The organism is Isoptericola sp. NPDC056573, from assembly GCF_042793335.1.
In the GTDB taxonomy this organism is placed as follows: Bacteria; Actinomycetota; Actinomycetes; order Actinomycetales; family Cellulomonadaceae; genus Isoptericola.
In genome coordinates this window covers 298,672-313,955 of sequence record NZ_JBHTUY010000005.1, presented here as the reverse complement: position 1 = coordinate 313,955, position 15,284 = coordinate 298,672, and the positions used below count along the sequence as shown (strand labels likewise).

The following is a 15,284-nucleotide window of genomic DNA, read 5'->3' as shown; positions in this document are numbered from 1 at the left end:
GCGGGCCCGGGTCTGTGGGTCAGGCGCCGAGCCGGTCGCGCAGCAGCGAGAGCTGCGCCCAGAGCTGGTCGGGCACCCGGTCGCCGAAGGTCTCGAAGAACTCCCCGGTGAGGGCCGTCTCCGCGAGCCACGCCTCGACGGGGACGTCGAACAGGGCCGCGACGTCGGCGTCGGACAGGTCGAGGCCGTCCGTGCGCAGCGCGCCCTCCGCGGGCAGCAGGCCGACGGGGGAGTGCACGGCGCCGGCGTCGGTGCGCAGGCCGCGCGCCCGGTCGAGCTGGGTGACGATCCACTCGACCACGCGCGAGTTCTCGCCGAACCCGGGCCACAGGAAGCTGCCGTCCTCGCCCTTGCGGAACCAGTTCACCTGGAACACCTTGGGCCGCTTGCCGGCCTCGAGGCCCTTGCCCACCGCGAGCCAGTGCGACCAGTGGTCGGCCATGTTGTAGCCGCAGAACGGCATCATCGCGAACGGGTCGCGACGGAGCTCGCCGACCGTGCCCTCGGCCGCGGCGGTGCGCTCGGAGCTGATCGTGGCGCCCATGAAGACGCCGTGGTCCCAGCTCGTCGCCTGGGTCACGAGCGGCACGTTGGTGGCGCGGCGGCCGCCGAAGACGATCGCGTCGACCGGCACGCCTGCCGGGTCCTCCCAGGTGTCCGCGATCGACGGGCACTGCGCCGCCGACACCGTGAACCGGGAGTTCGGGTGCGCGGCCGGGGTGTCGGAACCGGGCGTCCAGTCGTTCCCCTGCCAGTCGATCAGGTGCGCGGGCGGCTCGGGCGTGAGCCCCTCCCACCACACGTCGCCGTCGTCGGTCAGGGCCACGTTGGTGAAGATCGTGTCGTGCGTGAACGTCTCGACGGCGGTCGGGTTGGTCTCGACGCCCGTGCCGGGCGCGACGCCGAAGAAGCCCGCCTCGGGGTTGATGGCCCGCAGGCGGCCGTCGGGGCCGGGGCGCATCCACACGATGTCGTCGCCGAGGGTCTCGACCGTCCAGCCGGGGATAGTGGGTCGCAGCATGGCGAGGTTCGTCTTGCCGCACGCGCTCGGGAACGCGGCCGCGAGGTGGTACCGGCGCTGCTCCGGCGACGTGACGCGGATGAGCAGCATGTGCTCGGCGAGCCAGCCCTCGTCGCGCGCCATCGCCGACGCGATGCGCAGCGCGAAGCACTTCTTGCCCAGCAGGGCGTTGCCGCCGTAGCCGGAGCCGTACGACCAGATCTCGCGCGTCTCGGGGTAGTGGACGATGTACTTCGTGTCGTTGCAGGGCCACGGCACGTCGGCCTCGCCGTCCGCCAGGGGGGCGCCCACCGAGTGCACGGCCGGAACCCACTGCCGGCCGGCGTCGACGAGGTCCAGGACCTGCGGCGAGACGCGGGTCATGACGTGCATCGACACGACGACGTACGGCGAGTCGGTGATCTCGATGCCCACCTGCGAGATCGGCCCGCCGACGGGGCCCATGGAGAACGGCACCACGTACATGGTGCGGCCGCGCATCGACCCGGCGAAGACCCCGTCCGGCCCCGTCAGCTCCTGGCGCATCTCCGCGGGGGCGCGCCAGTTGTTCGTCGGGCCGGCGTCCTCCTCGCGCTCCGAGCAGATGAAGGTGCGCGACTCGACGCGGGCGACGTCCGACGGGTTCGACCGGGCGAGGTAGGAGTTCGGCCGCTTCGCCTCGGCCAGCCTGATCAGCGTGCCGGCCTCGACCATCTCGTCGAGCAGGCGCTGCTTCTCGGCGGCGGACCCGTCGCACCACACGATCTCGTCGGGCTGCGTGAGCTCGGCGACCTGGCGCACCCAGGCGCGGAAGTCCTTGCCGCGCGCCCCGGGCGCCCCGGACGCAGGCCCGGCGCCCACCTGGCCGCGCGGCGTCGTCGTGCTGGGGGCCAGGGCGTCCGGCGCGAGCTCGGCGATCGCGAGTCGCGTGCGGCGCGGGTTCGCGGTGAAGGTCATCGGGTGCTCCGTCCATCGAGGCCCCGGCGAGCGCTGCCGGGTGGGCTGCCTCCAGCGTCCCTCCCGCCCGTGCCTACTTTCCACCGGATCGGCCGTGAAGATCTGCCGATCTTCACGTAGCGTCAAACCATGACTGCCAAGGACGCCGCCGGGGCGGACTCCCCGGACCTCATCACCCTCGGCCGGCGCATCCGGCACGCGCGTACGGCGCGCGGGCTCACGCTCGAGGCGCTGGGGGAGCGGGTGGGCTCGGCGCCGAGCCTGCTGTCCCTGGTCGAGAACGGTCGGCGCGAGCCGCGGCTGTCGCTGCTGCGCTCCATCGCGGACGCCGTCGGCGTGGCCGTGCCCGACCTGCTCGCCGACGAGCCGCCGTCGCGCCGTGCCGAGCTGGAGATCGCCCTGGAGCGCGCGCAGCGCGGCCCGCTCTTCGGGGCGCTCGGCCTGCCGTCGGTCAAGCCCAGCCAGAAGCTGCCGATGCCCGTGCTGGAGCAGCTGGTCGGCCTCCACACCGAGCTGTCGCGGCGCGAGGAGGAGGCGATCGCCACCCCGGAGGAGGCGCGGCGCGCCAACACCGAGCTGCGCCACGAACGCCAGGAGCGGGACAACTACCTGCCGCAGATCGAGGCGCTCGGCGAGGAGCTGACCCACCGCGCCGGGTACGCGGGGGCGGGCGCCCTCACGCACCGCACGGTGGCGCGCATGGCCGAGCAGCTGGGCCTGACCCTCCTGCACGTGGACGACCTCCCGCGCTCGGCGCGGTCGGTCACGGACCTCGAGAACGGCCGGATCTACCTGCCGCCGGCGTCCATCCCGGGCGGGCACGGGCTGCGGTCGCTCGCCCTCCAGGCGATCGCGCACCGCGTGCTGGGGCACGAGCGGCCCCGGAGCTACGCCGAGTTCCTGCGCCAGCGGGTGGAGATCACGTACTTCGCGGCGAGCTGCCTCATCCCCCAGTCGGTGGCCGTGGAGTTCCTGCAGCGCCGCAAGCGCGAGAAGGACCTGGCGGTCGAGGACTTCCGCGACGCGTTCGGCGTCACGCACGAGGCCGCCGCCATGCGCCTGACCAACCTCGCCACCGTGCATCTCGGCATCCCGCTGCACTTCCTGCGCGTGGGCGACGACGGCGCGCTGTTCCGCGGGTACGCGAACGACGGGCTGCCGCTGCCCCAGGACGTGACGGGAGCCATCGAGGGGCAGCTCGTGTGCCGCTGGTGGGCCGGGCGCGAGGCGTTCACGCGCCGCGACCGCGCCACCGAGTCCTACCAGTACACCGACACCCCGGCGGGCACGTTCTGGGACTCGGTCCAGACCGGGACCGGGGCCGACGGGCGGCAGTTCTCCGTCACCGTGGGCGTGCCGTACGCGCACGCGAAGTGGTTCCGCGGCCGCGACACCCAGGTGCGGCACGCCTCCACCTGCCCCGACCCGGCGTGCTGCCAGCGGCCGCCGGCCGAGCTCGCGGAGCGGTGGGACGGCGTCGCCTGGCCCAGCGCGCGGATGCACCAGCAGGTGCTCGCGGCCCTGCCGCGCGGCGCGTTCCCCGGCGTCGACGACACCGACGTCTTCGCGTTCCTGCAGCGCCACGCCCCGGCCGGCGAGGTCGTGCGATGACGACCGTGGCGACGGGTCAGTGCGTGCGCTCGTAGTGGCGGCGCGCCTTCGCCCGGTTGCCGCAGGTCGCCATCGAGCACCACCGGGCGCGTCCGGCGCGGCTGCGGTCGAGCAGGAACAGCCGGCACTCGTCGTTGGCGCACGGGCGCAACCGGCCAGGCGTCCGCTGCTCGGTCTCCGCCCAGGCGAGGACGAGCTCGACGGCGAGCCGGGCGTGCCGGGGTGTCTCGAGCGTCCACCGGAGGCCGTCGGCCGCGGGCTCCGGGATCCGGTGGACCCCCTCGAGCAGCGGGCTCAGCGCGGAGGGGGCGAGCCCGCCGCGCACGATGCCGTCGAGGGCGTCCCGTACGTCGCGCAGTCGCGCCAGCTCGGCGGCGCTGCCGTCGCCCCCGTGCTCGCGCGCCCAGCGGCTCCCGGCCCCCGGTTCCGCGAGCGCGTCGTGCTCCACGCCGTCGAGCACCGGTCTGCTGTTGAGCAGGTCCAGCAGCGCGTCCATGGCTCCCCCTAACCGGATCGTTGCCGTTGACAGGTTAGCGCACCCGTGCTTGCCTGTCGCTCACCAGATCAGTCCTTCAAGGGGGTTAGGTATGAGCGCGGTCCACCACCGGACGGCCGTCGTCGACGGCCACGAGATCTTCTACCGTGAGGCGGGCCGTGCCGACGCGCCCACGATCGTGCTGCTGCATGGTTACCCCAGCAGCTCGTTCATGTTTCGCGAGCTCATCCCGCTGCTGGCGGACGACTACCACGTCGTCGCTCCGGACCACCTCGGCTTCGGTCGCTCGGACGCCCCGTCGGCGGAGGAGTTCGACTACACCTTCGACGCTCTCGCCGGGCTCACGTCGGGGTTGCTCGACCTCCTCGGGCTCGACCGCTACGCCCTCTACGTGCACGACTACGGCGCGCCGGTCGGCTGGCGCCTCGCGCTCGCACACCCCGAGCGCGTGACCGCCGTCGTCACCCAGTCGGGCAACGGCTACGAGGACGGCTTCGTCGAGTCGTTCTGGGCCGACCTCTGGGCCTACGCGGCGGACCCTGGGCCCGCCACCGAGCCGGGCGTGCGCGCCGCGCTCGGCGCGGACGCCGTCCGCTGGCAGTACCTGCACGGCGTGCCCGACCCGAGCCTCGTCAGCCCTGACACCTGGGAGCACGACCTCGCGCTCCTGTCCCGCGAGGGCAACGACCGCGTCCAGCTCGCGCTCTTCCGCGACTACGCCACCAACCCCCCGCTCTACCCGCGGCTGCACGAGCTCCTGCGCACCGGCATGATCCCGGTGCTCGCGGTCTGGGGCCGTGACGACGAGATCTTCGGTCCCGCCGGGGCGGAGGCCTTCGCCCGGGACGCCCCGGACGCGGAGGTGCACCTCGTGGACGGCGGCCACTTCCTGCTCGAGAGCCACCTGGACGTCGTCGCGGGCTACCTGCGCAGATTCCTCCGGCGCGTGCTGTCGTAGCCGTGCGGCTCAGTCGAGGCGAACCTCGCGGATGCGACGATCCTCGACCGCCGTGACCAGCAGGACGTGCCCGTCGTCCTCGCCGTCGTGATGGCCGTCGTCGCGGCCGTCGACGACGACGCTGTCGCCCTCGTCTGCGAGCCGTCCGAGCCGGGCGAGGACGTAGCCCGCGACGGTCTCGTAGGGGCCGTCGGGCAGCTCGACGCCGGTGAGCCGGGCGAAGTCCTCGATGGTGAGGCCGGCGTCGTAGGTCCCCGCCACGTGCACCGCGGCGAGCGGGTCGTGCTCGTCGCGGATGTCGCCGACGAGCTCCTCGACGAGGTCCTCGAGCGTGACGATCCCGTCGGTCCCGCCGTACTCGTCGACGACGAGGGCGAGGTGCGTGCGGGTGCGCTGCATCTCGGCGAGGGTCGGCAGCAGCCGTCCGGTCGCGGGCAGGTCGAGCACCGGGCGTGCCGCGTCGCGCACGGTGCGCCGGGTGCCGGTCGGCGCCCCCGCGCCGCGGGCGAGGTCGCGCACGTGCACGAAGCCGAGCACGTCGTCGACGTCCTCGCCGACGACGGGGTACCGCGAGTAGGGCAGGTCGCGCGTGCGCTCCTCGGCCTCGGCGAGCGACAGGTCCGCCCGGAGGAAGACGACGTCTCCCCGCGGCCGCATCACCTCGCCCAGGGTGCGCTCCGAGGCGGCGAAGACGTCCGAGAGGATGCGCCGCTCGTCCTCGTGCAGGCCCGGGTGGGCGGCGACGAGGTCGCGAAGCTCCTGCTCGCTGATCTCCTCCGAGCGCAGGCTCGGGTCGCCGCCCAGCAGGCGGACGACGGCGTCGGTCGACCGGGACAGCAGCCAGATGACGGGCCGCATCAGCACGGCGAAGCGGTCCAGCGGCGGGCCCACGGCGAGCGCGACCTGCGCGGTGCGCTGCAGCGCGATCCGCTTGGGCACGAGCTCGCCGAGCACGAGCGACAGGTAGGCGATGACGAGGGTGAGGCCGACGAGCGCGACCGTCGCCGCGGCGCCCTCGGGGAGCCCCGCGGACTCGAGCGCGGGGGCGACGTCGGGCGCCAGGGTGGACGCGCCGTACGCGGCGGAGAAGAAGCCCGCCACCGTGACGCCGATCTGCACGGCCGCCAGGAAGCGGTTCGGGTCGCGGGCGATCGCCGCCACCCGGCGGCCCCGCGGGCCGCTGCGCTCGAGCTGGTCGATCTGCGTGCCCCGCAGCGAGACCAGCGCGAACTCGGTCCCGGCGAACACACCGCCCAGGAGCACGAAGAGCAGGACGAGCGCGATGTTCCACCAGGTGTCCGCGTCCACCGGGGTCCTCTCTGTCGGTCGCCGGCCGAGGCGCCGACGGTCGCCCCGGTGTCGTCACCCGGTGAACGCGTCGCGGTGCGGCCCGGTTCCGACGGACCGGGCGGGCGGGTCAGCGGAAGCGCTGCGCCGCCAGGGGAGCCGCCTCGGCGAGGCCGCGCACGGCGGGGTGCGCGTCGTCGTCGGTGCCGCCGGCCAGGACGTCGTTCATCGGGCCGGACGCCACGAACGTGCCGTCCGCGAGCACGTGCACTGTCGGGCACAGCCGGCCGACCAGCTCGACGTCGTGCGAGACCAGCAGCACGGCGGTGCCCTCGGCGCGGGTGGCGTCGGTGAGCCGGCGCACGATCTCGCCGCGCATCGCCGGGTCGACGGCGGTGAGCGGCTCGTCGAGGAGCAGCGCCTGGGGGCGGGTGGCCAGCGCGAGCGCGAGCGCGAGGCGCTGCTTCTCCCCGCCCGAGAGGGAGTAGACGGCGCGCCTCGCGAGCTGCGGCTCGAGCGCGACGTCGTCCAGCAGGTCCGCCACGGTGCGGCCGCTGGCGCGGCCGGCCTTGCGGGCGTCGGTCAGGGCGCCGGAGACGGCGCGCTCCACGGTCCAGCGCGGGTCGACGTCGAGCCCGTTCTGCGCGACCGTGCGCACCGCCGCGCGGAACTTCTTCTTGTCCCGCCGGCCGAGCTTGGCGACCGTGCGGCCCTGGAACGTCACGTGCCCCTCGCGGATGCGCAGCTGCCCCAGCAGCGCCTGCACCAGGGTCGACTTCCCGGCGCCCGACTCGCCCACCACGCCCACCGGCTCCGCACCGGGCAGCAGCTCCAGGTCGATCCCCTCCAGGATCGCGGGGCCGCCGTAGCCGACCACCAGGTCGGTCGCGCGCAGGATCGGGGTGGGGGAGGTCGAGCTCATGCTGGTGTCACCTTCGTGTGTGCGTGCGCCGGACGACGGGGCCGGCCCGGTTGTCCGACGAACGACGGTACCCCGCGGTTCCCGCCGCCCTCGGCGACCGAGGGCGGCGGGACTGCTCACGGCGTGGTCACGACGGCATCGTCAGACGCCGGCCAGCACCGCCTCGGCGGGCTCCTCGGGACCCTCGGGCGCCACGGCCGGTCCCCGCCCGAGGACGGCGGACAGGGCCTGCGCGAGCCACTCCCGCGCCTCGGCCGACGTGGCGGGCGCGCTCGCCCGGCGGGCGGCGACGTGCAGGTCCGGGCGGACCAGGAGCACCCCGGAGTCCTCGGTCTCCCGCAGGTCCGCCCACGTCCCGTAGGGGTCCTCGACGGGCCGGCCGGGTCCGACCGCGACGGTCGTGAGGTCGAGCCCGAGCTCCGTGCCGAGCTCCCGTGCGGCGTCGACCCACGCCTCGCCGCCGATCCCGGTGACGACGGCGAACCGGCCCTGCCCGACGAGGTCGAGGGTCGACGTCCGGGCGCCGTCGACGGTCACCCAGGTGTGCGGGATCCGCGCGCCCGGCCACGTGGTGGGCTGGGCGTAGAGCTCGGGGTCGAGCGCGTACTCCGGCTCCGGCGTGCCGTCCGGCAGGACCGCGCCCGAGGCGTACCGGTGGTTGTGCTCCACGCCGTGCGCGTCGAACTCGTACTGCTTGTACGCGATCGCCTCGCGCAGCGCGGCGCGCACCCGCTCGCCGTCCGCGCCCGGTGCCTTGCGGAGCTCCAGCTGGGCCTCGAGCCGCGCGGGGTCGCTCGTGTCCTCGAGCTCCAGCGCGGCCAGGATGCGGCCCGTGTCGGCGATGCTCTGGTTGGCGCGCTCGACGATCTGCTTCGCGACCGGGGCCCGCTCGGCGTCGTAGGAGTCGAGCAGCGCCGGGTCCGCCGTCCCGGCGACGACGTGGGCGAGCTTCCAGGCGAGGTTGTAGGAGTCCTGGATCGAGGTGTTGGAGCCCAGCCCGTTCGTCGGAGGGTGCCGGTGGACGGCGTCCCCCACGCAGAAGACGCGCCCCTTCGCCAGGGTCGTGGCGTAGTGGTGGTTCACGGTCCAGGGGGACGCCGACTTCACGCGCATCTCGAAGTCGTCGGTGCCCACGAGGTTCACGGCGAGCTCGCGCACGAACTCGTCGGTGAGCTCCGGCGGCCCGGCGGCGACCTCGTAGCCCCACATGACCATCCACTCGTTCCAGGGCTTGATCATGCGCAGCACGCCCAGCCCCACGCCCTCGCGCTCCGCGCCCGGCTGGAGCATCCAGTAGAGGACGGACGGCCGGTGGGCCACGAAGCGGGAGAGGTCCGCCTCGAACACGATGCTCAGGGACCCGCCGACCGCTCCGGGGCCCTCGTAGGGCAGGTCCAGGTGCTCGGCCACCCGGCTCCGGGCGCCGTCGGCGCCGACGAGGTAGCGCGAGCGCACCCGGTAGGTCGCCCCGGTGAGCCGGTCGCGGACGGTGGTGGTGACGCCGTCGGCGTCCTGCACGTGGTCGACGTACTCGGTGTCGAAGCGCACGGTGGCACCGCGCTCCTGCGCCGCCTGCACGAGGATCGGCTCGGTGATGGTCTGCGGGGCGTCGACCATCGGGCACGGGCTCTGCAGCTCGTACCGGGCGCGGCGCGCGGTGTCGGTGCCCCAGGACGGGATGCGGCCGAGCTCCTCGCCCGCCAGGCTCGTGCAGAACGTCGTGTTGCCCATCGAGTCCCACGGCGTCGCCTCGGCCAGCAGCGCGTCCTCGAGGCCCATGTCGCGCAGCGCCTCCATCGTGCGCTGGTTGGTGATGTGCGCGCGGGGGCTGTCGGCGAGGCGGCCGTACTTGGTCACCACCATGACGCGCGTGCCGTACGTCGCCAGGAAGAGGGCCGCCGAGGCGCCCGCGGGGCCGGTCCCGACGACGAGGACGTCGGTCTCGAGCACGGGGTCCTCGAGCACCAGGTCCTCAGGCGCAGGGGGTGTGGGCACGGGGTCGTGGGTCATCGGCGATCAGCTCCTGAGGTTCGGGGTCGACGCACCGCACGGTAGCGAAAATGTCCCTCCACCTGCAGCGACGTCCCGCTCGGGTGAGCGACCCGCGCGGAGGTCATACTGCGTGGATGGTGGACCGGGAGTCGGTACGCAGGTGGGTCGCCGGGTACGAGACGGCGTGGCGCGACAGCGACGCCGACGCCGTCGCGCGGCTGTTCACGCCCGACGCGCGGTACGCGCGCTCGCCCTACGACGCCGAGGAGCTCGTGGGCCACGACGCGATCCGCGGGTTCTGGACCGTCGACGAGGACGCCGCGTTCACGATGACGGCCGAGCCGCTCGCCGTCGAGGGCGACGTCGCCGTCGTCCGGCTCGAGGTGCGCTACACCGCGCCCGACGAGCAGGAGTACCGCGACCTGTGGGTGCTGCGCTTCGCCGACGACGGACGCGTCACCGACTTCGAGGAGTGGGCGTACTGGCCGGGGAAGGCCTGGACGGCGTCGCCCTGAGCGGCGCCACGCCGTCCCGCCCGCACGGTCACGGGCGCGCGCCTCCGCGGGCGTCCGTGCGGGCGAGGAGCTTGCCGAACACGTCGCCCAGGCGCAGGCCGTCGTGCTCGAACTCGTTGGTCACCCAGGCGCGCGCGTTCCCGACGTGCGCTGCGGTCTCCAGGGAGAGGCCCGCGTCGACGAACATGTCGTCGTGGTAGACGGCGGCCTCGAGCGGCACGTCGTTGCGGGCGAGGACGTCGAGGTCGTACAGGTCGTCCCAGCCGGTGCGCGCCGCCAGCGCCTCGGCGGCGGGCCGGAACGGGCGCAGCTCCGCGAGCTGCTCGAACATCCAGGGGTAGATCATCTCGCCGGTGAACAGCAGGGGGCGGGCGCCGGCGTCGAACGCCGCGTCGTCCTCGCGCACCCGCTGCGCCGCCCACGCCGTGGCACCGGTGCCGGACTGCGCGTAGATCGACTCGTGCAGGACGGCGTACATCGGGTTGGTGGCGAAGCCCGTGGCGGCCTCGACCTCGGCGAGGAACGTGTCGCTCAGGTCGTCCGACCCGTGGTCGAACGCCTCGTCGACGATCCAGTGCACGCGCTCGAAGCCCGGCCCCATGCCGAACGCCATCCCGAGGGTCTGGAACCGCTCGACCGTGAGCAGGTCCCCGCCGGGCAGGCGGACGTCGCCCGCCGCGATCCGGTCCGCGATGCGTGCCACGCGATCGACGTCGTCGGGGTAGCGCTCGCGGTAGAGCGCGTTCTTGGCGACGACGCGCGGCTGGGTGCGGCGGTAGACGTCCTCGGCGCTCGCCGTGAGCCCGGCGAGGCCGCCGGTGACGTACGACGCCGCCACCCCCTCGGGGGCCCGCGACAGGTACGTGAGGGTGAGGAACCCGCCGTAGGACTGGCCGAGCGTCGACCAGCGTCGGCCGCCGTAGACGGTGGTCCGCACGTGCTCGGCGTCGGCGACGATCGAGTCGGCGCGGAAGTGTGCCAGGTGCTCGGCCTGGGCCTCGGCCGGGCCCAGCGCGGTGAGCGCACCCGCCCGGACCGCCGTCGAGCGGCCGGTGCCGCGCTGGTCGAGCAGCACCACCCGGAACCGCTTGAGGGCCTCGCCCACCCAGCCGTCGGGGCCGGTCGGGCGCGGTCCCTTGCCGCCCGGGCCGCCCTGGAGGAAGACGAGCAGCGGCAGGTCGTCGGCCTTCCGCGGCGGATCGACCAGCTCGCGGACGAAGAGGGAGATCGTGCGGCCGTCGTCGGGGTGCGCCCAGTCCAGCGGCACCGTGAGGGTGCGGTCGGTGACGTGGACGCCGGGGAGCGTGTACGCGCGCACCGAGGTGGGTGCCGAGGCGGTCGTGGTGGTCGCGGTGCCGGTGATGCTCACGGGGGCAAGGGTAGGCCGGGTTGCATTATTGGAGTGCGTGCTCCAACAATTGTGCCGTGCCGATCACCGCTCCGTCCGAGGTGCGCCAGCCCCGCTGGGTGCCGCTGCTCCTGCTGCTCGCGACCGTCGCCGTCGGCGTCGGGCTGGGCTTCGCGCTCCCGCCGCTCGCCCGGTGGCTGCACGGGGTCCTCGAGAGCACCCCGTTGCCGAGCCTCGGCCCCGTCGAGCTCCTCGCGGGCCTGCCCCTCGTCTGGTCCGTGCCCGTCCTCGGCGGGCTGGGCGTGGTGGGGGGTGTCCTCCTGGCGCTGAGCACGGTCGGGGAGGCGCTGCGGCTCACCGTCGCCGACGACCACCTGGAGCACCGCACGGACGACCGGGAGGGCTGGGTCGAGCGGGCTGACGTCGGCGACGTCTTCCGCGACGGCCGGTACCTCGTCCTGCTCGGCCCGACCGGCGCCCCCCGGGAACGCCTGGACGCGGACACGCTGCGGCCCGACGAGCTCCGGGCCGCGTTCGAGGGGCACGGATGGCCGTGGCGCGACGCCGACCCGCACGAGCGCGCGTACGAGCGGTGGATGGACGGCCGGCCCGGGTTCTCGGCCGCCGAGCACGCCCTGCTGCGCCGTCGGCTCGCCGAGCGCAAGGACGCCGCGGCGGTGGCGGAGATCGACGAGGCGCTCGCCGCCCACGGCCTCGCGGCGCGCGTCCGCGACGACCGGCTCCAGGTGCGGAGGGTCGGCGTCGTGCCCGCGAAGGACGCCCGTGGCGCGCAGGGTTGACCCGGAGCGGCACGAGGCGCGCCGTCTGCAGATCGTCCTGGCCGGGCTGACGGTGCTGGCCGAGCGCGGCTACGAGGGCGCGACGACGGCGGCGATCTGCCGCGAGGCGGGGATCGGGTCGGGGACGTTCTTCCACTACTTCGCGACCAAGACGGAGCTGGTCCTGGCGATCCTCGAGCTCGGTACGGCCGACACGGTCGAGAAGGCGGCGGCCCTCGAGGGCCGCACCGACCCGCTCGCCGTCCTCCTCGAGCTCGTGGGCTCGTGGGCCGACGACGCCGCCGACCCGCGCATCCCCGGGTTCGTCCGCGCCGTCGCGGGAGTCATGCACCTGCCCGCCGTCGCCGACGCCCTGGCGGCGGACGACCGCGCCCAGCGCGACCTGCTCCTGCCGTGGATCGAGCGCGGCCAGGCCACGGGCGAGGTCCGCGCCGACCTCCCGCCCGCCCGTATCGCCTCATGGCTCGCCCTGCTCTCCGGAGGCTTCCTCGAACGGGTCGCGACCGACCCCGGCTTCACCGTCGACGGCGAGCGGGACCTCCTGCTCGCCACGGCGCGGGCGTTCCTGGCCGACCCCAGGGGAGCCGCGGATGCGACCACGGGGCCGCGCCGCTAGGCAGGAGGGGTGCCCGGCCACCGCCGTCGTCCCGCCCTCCGTCCGCCCCGGTGAACGTGGGCGTCCTGCTCGCGCTCGCGTCGGCGCTCCTGTACGGCGTGTCGGACGTGGTGGGCGGCGTCGTCTCGCGGCGGATGCCGTTCGTCCGGGTCGCGCTCTGGGGCCAGGGGGGAGGCCTCGTCGCGACGCTCCTCGCGGCGCCGTTCGCGGGCGGTACGGGGCCGGCGTCGGCCGACCTGCTGTGGGGCGGGCTGTCCGGCATGGGCACCGGGGTCGCGATGGTCGCGCTGTTCCGGGGGATGAGCCGGGGCGCCATGTCCCTGGTGGTGCCCGTGAGCGCCGTGGGCGGCCTCGCCCTGCCGGCCGTCGCCGCGGCGCTGGTCCTCGGGGAGCGTCCCGGGGCGTGGACGTGGGCCGGGGTGCTGCTGGCGCTGCCCGCGCTCTGGCTGGTCGCGCGGGGCGGCCCGGGCGCGCCGGCGGGGGACGCCCTGGCGGTGCGCGACGGCCTGACCGCGAGCGTCGGCATCGGCGTGCAGTACCTCGCCCTCGCCCAGGCCGGAGGAGGTTCGGGCGTCTGGCCCGTGGCCGCGGGCCGGGTGACGGCGGTCGCGTGCGTCGGTGGGCTCGCGCTCCTGGCGCTCCGGCGCCCGCCCGCAGAACCGCGCCCGGCGCCCACCCCGGCCCTGCGCCTCGCGGCGGCCTCCAGCGGCGTCCTGGCCGCCGCGGCCCTCGTCTGCTACCTGCTCGCCGCGCGGACCGAGCTCGTCGCGGTGGCGGTGACCCTGTCGGCGCTCTACCCGGTGGTCCCGGTCCTGGTGGGCCTCACCCTCCTGCACGAACGGCTCACCCGCCGCCAGGCCCTCGGCCTCGCCCTGGCCCTCGCCGCCTCGCTCCTCGTCGTCGGCCCCTGACGACCACCCGCGCACGGTCCACAGCACCAGCAGGCAGCATCCCCACGTGCAGGAGACCGAAACGACAAGCTGAGGGGACGGCATCGCTTCGCCCGGACGTATCCCTCCCGAAGTGGAGGGCGCCCTGGCGCCCGTGAACGCGTCCGGGCGAAGCGATGCCGTCCCCTCAGCGCCAGCACCGAGGTTTCGGTCTACGGACTACTGCACGTCGGCGTCGACCCAGTCGAAGGTCTTCGTCACGGCCTTCTTCCAGGACCGGTAGAGCCGCTCGCGCTCGTCCTCGGCCATCGCCGGCGACCAGCGCTTGTCCTCGGCCCAGTTCGCGGTGACGTCCTCCTCGCCCTTCCAGAACCCGACGGCGATGCCGGCGGCGTAGGCGGCGCCGAGCGCCGTCGTCTCGGCGACCTTGGGCCGCACGACGTCGACACCGAGCTGGTCGGCCTGGAACTGCATGAGCAGCTCGTTCTGGACCATGCCGCCGTCGACCTTGAGCTCGGTGAGGTCGACGCCGGAGTCGAGCTTCATGGCGTCGACGACCTCGCGGGTCTGGAACGCCACGGCCTCGAGCGCCGCGCGGGCGATGTGGTTGCGGTTGACGTACCGGGTGAGCCCCACGAGCGCGCCGCGGGCGTCGGGGCGCCAGTACGGGGCGAACAGGCCGGAGAACGCCGGCACGAAGTAGGCGCCGCCGTTGTCCTCGACCTTGCGGGCCAGCCACTCGACGTCGGGGGCGTCCTCGAACATGCCGAGGTTGTCCCGCAGCCACTGGATGAGGGAGCCGGTGACGGCGATGGAGCCCTCGAGGGCGTACACCTGGGGGGCGTCGCCGATCTTGTAGCAGACGGTGGTGAGCAGGCCGTTCTTGCTCGGCACCTTCTCCGTGCCCGTGTTGAGGAGCATGAAGTTGCCGGTGCCGTAGGTGTTCTTGGCGGTGCCGGTCTCGAAGCACGCCTGGCCGAAGGTGGCCGCCTGCTGGTCGCCGAGGATGCCGGCGATCGGCACGCCGGGCACGAGGCCGCGGGGGCGGCCCTGCCCGTACACCTCGGAGGAGGAGCGGATCTCGGGCAGCATCGACATCGGGATGCCCATGTCCGCGGCGATGTCCTCGCGCCAGCTCAGGGTGTCGAGGTCCATGAGCATGGTGCGCGACGCGTTGGTGACGTCGGTGACGTGCACGCCGCCGTCGGGCCCGCCGGTCATGTTCCACAGCACCCAGGTGTCGGTGTTGCCGAACAGGAGGTCGCCCTTCTCGGCGGCCTCGCGCGCGCCCTCGACGTTGTCGAGGATCCACTTCACCTTGGGGCCGGAGAAGTAGGTCGCCAGCGGCAGGCCGACGATCGACTTGTACTTGTCGGCGCCCTCGGAGCCGCCGAGCTCGTCGACGATCGCCTGCGTGCGGGTGTCCTGCCACACGATCGCGTTGTACACCGGCTTGCCGGTGTTCTTGTCCCACACGACGGCGGTCTCGCGCTGGTTGGTGATGCCGATGGCGGCGAGGTCGGTGTGCGCCAGGTTGCCGCGCGTGAGCGCCAGCCCGACGACCTCGCGCACGTTGCTCCAGATCTGCTCGGCGTTGTGCTCGACCCATCCCGCCTTGGGGAAGATCTGGTCGTGCTCGAGCTGGCCGGTGGAGACGATCCGGCCGGAGTGGTCGAAGACGATGGCACGCGAGCTCGTCGTGCCCTGGTCGATGGCGAGGACGTAGTCAGCCATGGGGGTTGCCCTTCACGTCGGTGTGGGTGGTGCGGGTGCCGGGCGGGGCGGGGGGGCCCGCCGGCGGGGGGGGTGAGGTGTTGAAGGAGCCCACGAGGGCGGCGGGGACCCCCCCCCCCCGCGGGGCGGGGGCGGGGACCCCCGAGTAAGCCCCGAAG

13 protein-coding genes are annotated in these 15,284 nt (G+C 74.3%); 6 read left to right on the top strand and 7 right to left on the bottom strand.

Annotated features, from left to right (window positions below; translation table 11 throughout):
• Window positions 1–19: 19 nt before the first annotated feature.
• Complete coding sequence (locus tag ACFQ8E_RS11335) at window positions 20–1,957, bottom strand: phosphoenolpyruvate carboxykinase (GTP) (protein WP_430550642.1); 1,938 nt, start codon at window positions 1,955–1,957, stop codon at window positions 20–22.
• Between the two features lie 129 nt (window positions 1,958–2,086).
• Here ACFQ8E_RS11335 and ACFQ8E_RS11330 point away from each other — a divergent pair, with 129 nt between their 5' ends.
• A complete protein-coding gene (locus tag ACFQ8E_RS11330; protein ID WP_430550641.1) occupies window positions 2,087–3,568 on the top strand; it encodes a helix-turn-helix domain-containing protein in 1,482 nt (493 codons plus the stop codon).
• Window positions 3,569–3,584: 16 nt separating this feature from the next.
• Here ACFQ8E_RS11330 and ACFQ8E_RS11325 read toward each other — a convergent pair whose 3' ends face one another.
• Window positions 3,585–4,064 carry a CGNR zinc finger domain-containing protein gene (locus tag ACFQ8E_RS11325; protein WP_430550640.1) on the bottom strand — a complete coding sequence of 160 codons (480 nt, stop codon included), beginning with the start codon at window positions 4,062–4,064 and terminating at the stop codon, window positions 3,585–3,587.
• A 91-nt stretch (window positions 4,065–4,155) separates the two neighbouring features.
• On the opposite strand from ACFQ8E_RS11325, the gene ACFQ8E_RS11320 reads away from it, so the two are divergent.
• Entirely contained in the window at window positions 4,156–5,022 is an 867-nt protein-coding gene (locus ACFQ8E_RS11320; RefSeq protein ID WP_430550639.1) for an alpha/beta fold hydrolase, read from the top strand.
• Between the two features lie 9 nt (window positions 5,023–5,031).
• On the opposite strand, the gene ACFQ8E_RS11315 is transcribed toward ACFQ8E_RS11320, so the two are convergent.
• From ACFQ8E_RS11315 to ACFQ8E_RS11305, 3 genes are all read right to left on the bottom strand, one after another.
• Window positions 5,032–6,330 carry a hemolysin family protein gene (locus ACFQ8E_RS11315; RefSeq protein ID WP_430550638.1) on the bottom strand — a complete coding sequence of 433 codons (1,299 nt, stop codon included), beginning with the start codon at window positions 6,328–6,330 and terminating at the stop codon, window positions 5,032–5,034.
• Window positions 6,331–6,439: 109 nt separating this feature from the next.
• Window positions 6,440–7,231, bottom strand: coding sequence for an ABC transporter ATP-binding protein (locus tag ACFQ8E_RS11310; protein WP_430550637.1), 792 nt, complete (start codon window positions 7,229–7,231; stop codon window positions 6,440–6,442).
• 141 nt (window positions 7,232–7,372) lie between these two features.
• Complete coding sequence (locus ACFQ8E_RS11305) at window positions 7,373–9,241, bottom strand: FAD-dependent oxidoreductase (protein ID WP_430550636.1); 1,869 nt, start codon at window positions 9,239–9,241, stop codon at window positions 7,373–7,375.
• A gap of 116 nt (window positions 9,242–9,357) precedes the next feature.
• Here ACFQ8E_RS11305 and ACFQ8E_RS11300 point away from each other — a divergent pair, with 116 nt between their 5' ends.
• Window positions 9,358–9,738, top strand: a complete 381-nt coding sequence (locus ACFQ8E_RS11300; protein WP_430550635.1) for a YybH family protein — start codon at window positions 9,358–9,360, stop codon at window positions 9,736–9,738.
• 28 nt (window positions 9,739–9,766) lie between these two features.
• Here the strand turns inward: ACFQ8E_RS11300 and ACFQ8E_RS11295 are convergent, their stop codons facing one another.
• The gene (locus tag ACFQ8E_RS11295) at window positions 9,767–11,101 is read right to left on the bottom strand and encodes an alpha/beta fold hydrolase (protein WP_430550773.1); all 1,335 of its coding nucleotides are present in this window, start codon (window positions 11,099–11,101) and stop codon (window positions 9,767–9,769) included.
• Window positions 11,102–11,163: 62 nt separating this feature from the next.
• Between ACFQ8E_RS11295 and ACFQ8E_RS11290 the strand changes: the two genes are divergently transcribed.
• The 3 genes from ACFQ8E_RS11290 to ACFQ8E_RS11280 are packed head-to-tail and all read left to right on the top strand — an operon-like array spanning window position 11,164 to window position 13,413.
• A complete protein-coding gene (locus ACFQ8E_RS11290; RefSeq protein ID WP_430550634.1) occupies window positions 11,164–11,886 on the top strand; it encodes a hypothetical protein in 723 nt (240 codons plus the stop codon).
• Complete coding sequence (locus tag ACFQ8E_RS11285; protein ID WP_430550633.1) at window positions 11,870–12,502, top strand: TetR/AcrR family transcriptional regulator; 633 nt, start codon at window positions 11,870–11,872, stop codon at window positions 12,500–12,502. The genes ACFQ8E_RS11290 and ACFQ8E_RS11285 overlap by 17 nt, the downstream gene beginning before the upstream one ends.
• A gap of 50 nt (window positions 12,503–12,552) precedes the next feature.
• The gene (locus tag ACFQ8E_RS11280) at window positions 12,553–13,413 is read left to right on the top strand and encodes an EamA family transporter (protein ID WP_430550632.1); all 861 of its coding nucleotides are present in this window, start codon (window positions 12,553–12,555) and stop codon (window positions 13,411–13,413) included.
• Between the two features lie 198 nt (window positions 13,414–13,611).
• Here the strand turns inward: ACFQ8E_RS11280 and glpK are convergent, their stop codons facing one another.
• On the bottom strand, window positions 13,612–15,126 hold the full coding sequence (gene glpK / locus ACFQ8E_RS11275; RefSeq protein ID WP_430550631.1) for a glycerol kinase GlpK: 1,515 nt from the start codon (window positions 15,124–15,126) through the stop codon (window positions 13,612–13,614).
• Window positions 15,127–15,284 lie beyond the last annotated feature (158 nt).

Excerpts from the sequence above, each read along its gene's own strand:
- ACFQ8E_RS11335 (WP_430550642.1), bottom strand. The coding sequence starts at position 1,957 with ATGACCTTCACCGCGAACCCGCGCCGCACGCGACTCGCGATCGCCGAG.
- ACFQ8E_RS11330 (WP_430550641.1), top strand. The coding sequence starts at position 2,087 with ATGACTGCCAAGGACGCCGCCGGGGCGGACTCCCCGGACCTCATCACC.
- ACFQ8E_RS11325 (WP_430550640.1), bottom strand. The coding sequence starts at position 4,064 with ATGGACGCGCTGCTGGACCTGCTCAACAGCAGACCGGTGCTCGACGGC.
- ACFQ8E_RS11320 (WP_430550639.1), top strand. The coding sequence starts at position 4,156 with ATGAGCGCGGTCCACCACCGGACGGCCGTCGTCGACGGCCACGAGATC.
- ACFQ8E_RS11310 (WP_430550637.1), bottom strand. The coding sequence starts at position 7,231 with ATGAGCTCGACCTCCCCCACCCCGATCCTGCGCGCGACCGACCTGGTG.
- ACFQ8E_RS11305 (WP_430550636.1), bottom strand. The coding sequence starts at position 9,241 with ATGACCCACGACCCCGTGCCCACACCCCCTGCGCCTGAGGACCTGGTG.
- ACFQ8E_RS11300 (WP_430550635.1), top strand. The coding sequence starts at position 9,358 with ATGGTGGACCGGGAGTCGGTACGCAGGTGGGTCGCCGGGTACGAGACG.
- glpK (WP_430550631.1), bottom strand. The coding sequence starts at position 15,126 with ATGGCTGACTACGTCCTCGCCATCGACCAGGGCACGACGAGCTCGCGT.